At 40.4% G+C, this 3,794-nt stretch carries 6 protein-coding genes; all 6 read left to right on the top strand.

Translation table 11 applies throughout. The annotated features are described in order from the left end of the window. Positions 1–583 (top strand): DNA/RNA non-specific endonuclease (locus tag B4113_RS10870; protein ID WP_235597993.1); only part of this gene is annotated, 583 nt, incomplete at its 5' end. Positions 584–596: 13 nt separating this feature from the next. Next, complete coding sequence (locus B4113_RS10865; protein ID WP_033022794.1) at positions 597–1,064, top strand: hypothetical protein; 468 nt, start codon at positions 597–599, stop codon at positions 1,062–1,064. A 148-nt stretch (positions 1,065–1,212) separates the two neighbouring features. Beyond that, positions 1,213–1,341, top strand: coding sequence for a hypothetical protein (locus tag B4113_RS20985; protein ID WP_255358714.1), 129 nt, complete (start codon positions 1,213–1,215; stop codon positions 1,339–1,341). 210 nt (positions 1,342–1,551) lie between these two features. Further along, the gene (locus B4113_RS10860) at positions 1,552–2,133 is read left to right on the top strand and encodes an HNH/ENDO VII family nuclease (RefSeq protein ID WP_160331372.1); all 582 of its coding nucleotides are present in this window, start codon (positions 1,552–1,554) and stop codon (positions 2,131–2,133) included. An 11-nt stretch (positions 2,134–2,144) separates the two neighbouring features. Then, positions 2,145–2,717, top strand: coding sequence for a CbrC family protein (locus tag B4113_RS10855; protein WP_160331371.1), 573 nt, complete (start codon positions 2,145–2,147; stop codon positions 2,715–2,717). A gap of 739 nt (positions 2,718–3,456) precedes the next feature. Further along, positions 3,457–3,794 (top strand): DNA/RNA non-specific endonuclease (locus B4113_RS18855; protein WP_369802257.1); only part of this gene is annotated, 338 nt, incomplete at its 3' end.

Raw genomic sequence — 3,794 nt, 5'->3', positions numbered from 1 at the left:
CTTCGTCCAACACGCGAACGAACTGTACCAGCGAATGAGCCGGAGCGAAGGGGAGTCGGGGAAAGCGGTTAAGGGGACGGACGAAGCTGAGAGGCTTGCTAAGAGGACATCAAAAGCTCCTAACAAGACTTTTGTTGACAATCCATTTGATAATGCAGGTAGCCTAAAGCCGAATGTAAAGTATAAAGCTGGTGAGCACCATTATGATTATGAAACAGATCATCTTGGTAGAATTGAAAAGTTTATTGCTAATGATCTAAAATTAACTACAAGAGATGAACGATTACCGCATACCTCTAATACGCCTGGTAAACAGCCAGGAGACCATGCAGGCCATCTGGCAGGAGACAGGTTCGGTGGTTCTCCGGAGCTTGATAACCTAGTATCTCAGTCAAGTAAGGTAAATCTAAGTGAGTACAAAAAATTAGAGAATGAATGGGTAAGAGCACTAAAGGCAGACCCTCCAAAACATGTGTCTGTTGAGGTAAAAGTAAACTATGATGGGGATTCACCTCGACCGTCTGGTTTTAACATAACTTATGAAATAGATGGAAGGATTAAAGTTGTTAATTTGGTAAACTAAGGGAGGTCTGAAAATGACAAAAGTGTTTGAAGATTACCTTTCAGAATTGCAAGCGGATATGGTCACGATTTGTCTGGAATATGTAAATAACAAAGCAGATATGATTTTTATATATGCTTCAAACGAATTTGGACAATTTAGTTCAGATGTATTCTATAAAATAAACGGTTGTATTGTTGAAAAACACAAGTTAAATAGTGTAGTTCAAAAAGGGAATGGTCAGTCAAAGCATATTTATGACGTCTCAAAAGAAAGACAAATTGCAATGCTTAACATTTGTAATGAAAATTTACGTAAAATTAAGGACTTGTGCCAAAAATATAACAGAGAAATGCCAACAGAGATGAAATTAATTTATGATGTGCATAAGAATAAATTAGAAGTTCAATACAGTTATGAGATAAAATATACAAATGATCCAGTGAAAACAGCAGGGCATGTTTTTGACGAGTGGTTTGAAGAAATGGGAGGAAAATTGTAGCTTATAATTCTAGTAGCAAGGGCGTACAATACAACCAATAAACCCAACAGTAAAAAACTTAATAAACTTTCAAAGGCTTGTTCCAACTTGAACCATAAGTAGGAATGAGCCTTTTTGGCATGCCCAAAATCAAAAGATGAAAAGGAGAATGGTAAAACAACAAGCACAGGGGACGTTAAAAGTAAGGAGACTACTCAAACAAGCTGAATACTTTAAACAGTTGGCTGGCAAAAAGGACGGGCGAAGCCATTCGCCGTTTGGAAGAATGACAGCGTGAAGCATCTGTACAGCATAATAAAAGTGCGTTAGCCTGCAAAAAACAGGAATTGGACGTAGTTGTAAATTGGCGCATTATTTTAGAATCCCTTTTTCAAATGATTTTAGACGGGTTCGAAAAGAATGTGCTAATTTATATTGTGTTTCGACGTTCATGCGTTCTAACCAGTACCTTGTTGTATATGGATTGGGGCGAATGGCGGGACATGCTATGTCAACTGTAGCGAGGGCAATCGAAACAGCTAGATTCATGGCTTTAGAAGCAGGTGGCATTGCCCTTAGCGGCACCGGAGTAGGAGCGGCGATCGGAGTCCCCGCCACTGCCATCGCGGCTATGGGAGCCGCTCATGGAGCCACTTTAGCGACAACAGGAAGCTCCCACTTCGTCCAACACGCGAACGAACTGTACCAGCGAATGAGCCGGAACGAAGGGGGTTCGGTGAAAGCGGTTAAGGGGACGGACGAAGCTGAGAGGCTTGCTAAGGGGACAGGTAATAGTATTTCTGATAACATGAAAACCAGAATTCCTAACAATGAAATTTTTGCACCTAATAAACGTGGAAATGCACCTATTAGCAAAAAAGATAATCGACCAATCGAGATACACCACGAGGGGCAAAATCCTAATGGTCCTTTTCATGAAATGCACGCCTCAGATCATCGATTTGGCGAAAACTATAAAAAGAACCATCCATGCTATAATGAGAAATCTGGCATTGACAGGAAGCAGTTTAGAAAGGACGTTAGAAAGTATTGGGAGTCCGAATGGGATAGAGGAAGATTTGATAAATGAGGTGGGAAGATATGAACGCTAACAAGTACAAATTCAAGTACTTTATGAATCCAGAAACCAATGCGGAGTTTACAGAAGAGAACTGTCAATTTTGCGGAACAGAAGAGAATTGCTTAGAAGGAGAGTACTTTGACAGAGGAGATGAAATTACGTCTGTTTGTCTAGATTGCTTAGTAAAGGGAGAAACTACGGTACAAATTCCCCAATACCTTAAAGACAGGTTGTATACACATTTAAAAAATACTTTTACGGAAAAAAACAGCGAGGAACTAAACGAATTATTTGAATCTATTATTAGTGAGTTAGAAAAAAATCCACCAGTACCGTGGATTCAATATAATGATTGGCCTGTATGCGATGGGGATTTTATGCAGTATGTTGGTGAGTGGAAACAAGAGGATTTTAATAACGCCTCGCAAAACGGGAACGGAAAAGATTACATCGTGTCGATATTAGATGATTTAACTAAAAGTAGGATTGATGATATCGATGTTTTTTGGAATGATATCGGTAATTACACCGCAGTTTTTGTGTTTAAGTGCTTACATTGCAACAAAATTATTGGAGTTGCACAGAGCTATTAAGCTGAGGGATTGGACTTAATTATGTCCAAGTATTAGAGCTAACGTGTCTTCGAAAACATATTTTTTTCTAGTGCCTTTTGTAGTATTTTCGTCGCGAAGTATGTGTAAAACCTTGATTGGCTTTATGCCTTTCAGGGTTTTTGTTTTTCGTGTTTTGTGTCTAAAGCTAGCCGAAACATTAGCCTCAGAGCTCATGCTATATACATGCAACATGAAGAGTTAACCTCTCCGTTATCCTGCACACCCTAAGCGCTGCATCATTTCCTCTAAAAATCTTGTAGGCTCAACCCGCAGGCTGCGCCATGGGGGAGGAAGCTCGTTGCAGGAGAAGTCAAATGTTAAGTTTTCAATGAGCATGTATATAGTTATGTCTAAATCGAGTATTTAGAAAATTAGAAACCATTGAACTAGATATATAGCCTTGTTTGCTATTTTGTTTTCGAGAGTCAAAATATATCAAAACTTCTGCATCTCAGTTGTATTTTGAGGTTCACGCTGTCATAATAGCTCCCTTGTCGCCCATGGATTGGGACAAATGACAGGACACGCGGTATCGACTGTAGCCGGAGTAGTCGAAACAGCCGGGTCCATCCCTTTAGCCGCAGCCGGACGGGAGTAGGAGCGGCGATCCGGAGTCCCCGCCACTGCCATCGCGGCTATGGGAGCCGCCCATGGAGCCACTTTAGCGACAGCAGGAAGCTCCCACTTCGCCCAACACGCGAACGAACTGTACCAGCGAATGAGCCGGGGTGAAGGGGTTTCGGAGAAAGCGGTTAAGGAAATAGAGAATGTTAAATATGGTGAACAATACACAAGGGTTAATCGTAAAAAAACCTTAAAGCCAAATGTAGGGTATACAACAAAAGAAGGATATAGATATACTACTGATGATAGGGGACGTATTTCTAGTGTTGAAGCTAAATTAGAGTTAGGAAAAGCCAACCGAAATTCGTACGCTCAAAAAGTAGTAGGAAGGGAAGATAGACTATCAAACGATGAAGGTGGTCATTTAATAGCAAGTATATTTAAAGGGTCTGGCGATATTGATAACTTAGTACCTATGAATGCTACACTAAA

Source organism: Geobacillus sp. B4113_201601, from assembly GCF_001587475.1.
GTDB classification, from domain to species: domain Bacteria; phylum Bacillota; class Bacilli; order Bacillales; family Anoxybacillaceae; genus Geobacillus; species Geobacillus icigianus.
The sequence above is the reverse complement of the archived record's forward strand: the minus strand, read 5'-3'. Positions and strand labels throughout refer to the sequence as shown.

What these genes read in the sequence shown, in the direction of transcription:
- B4113_RS10865 (WP_033022794.1), top strand. Translation starts at nt 597, where the DNA reads ATGACAAAAGTGTTTGAAGATTACCTTTCAGAATTGCAAGCGGATATG.
- B4113_RS20985 (WP_255358714.1), top strand. Translation starts at nt 1,213, where the DNA reads ATGGTAAAACAACAAGCACAGGGGACGTTAAAAGTAAGGAGACTACTC.
- B4113_RS10860 (WP_160331372.1), top strand. Translation starts at nt 1,552, where the DNA reads ATGTCAACTGTAGCGAGGGCAATCGAAACAGCTAGATTCATGGCTTTA.
- B4113_RS10855 (WP_160331371.1), top strand. Translation starts at nt 2,145, where the DNA reads ATGAACGCTAACAAGTACAAATTCAAGTACTTTATGAATCCAGAAACC.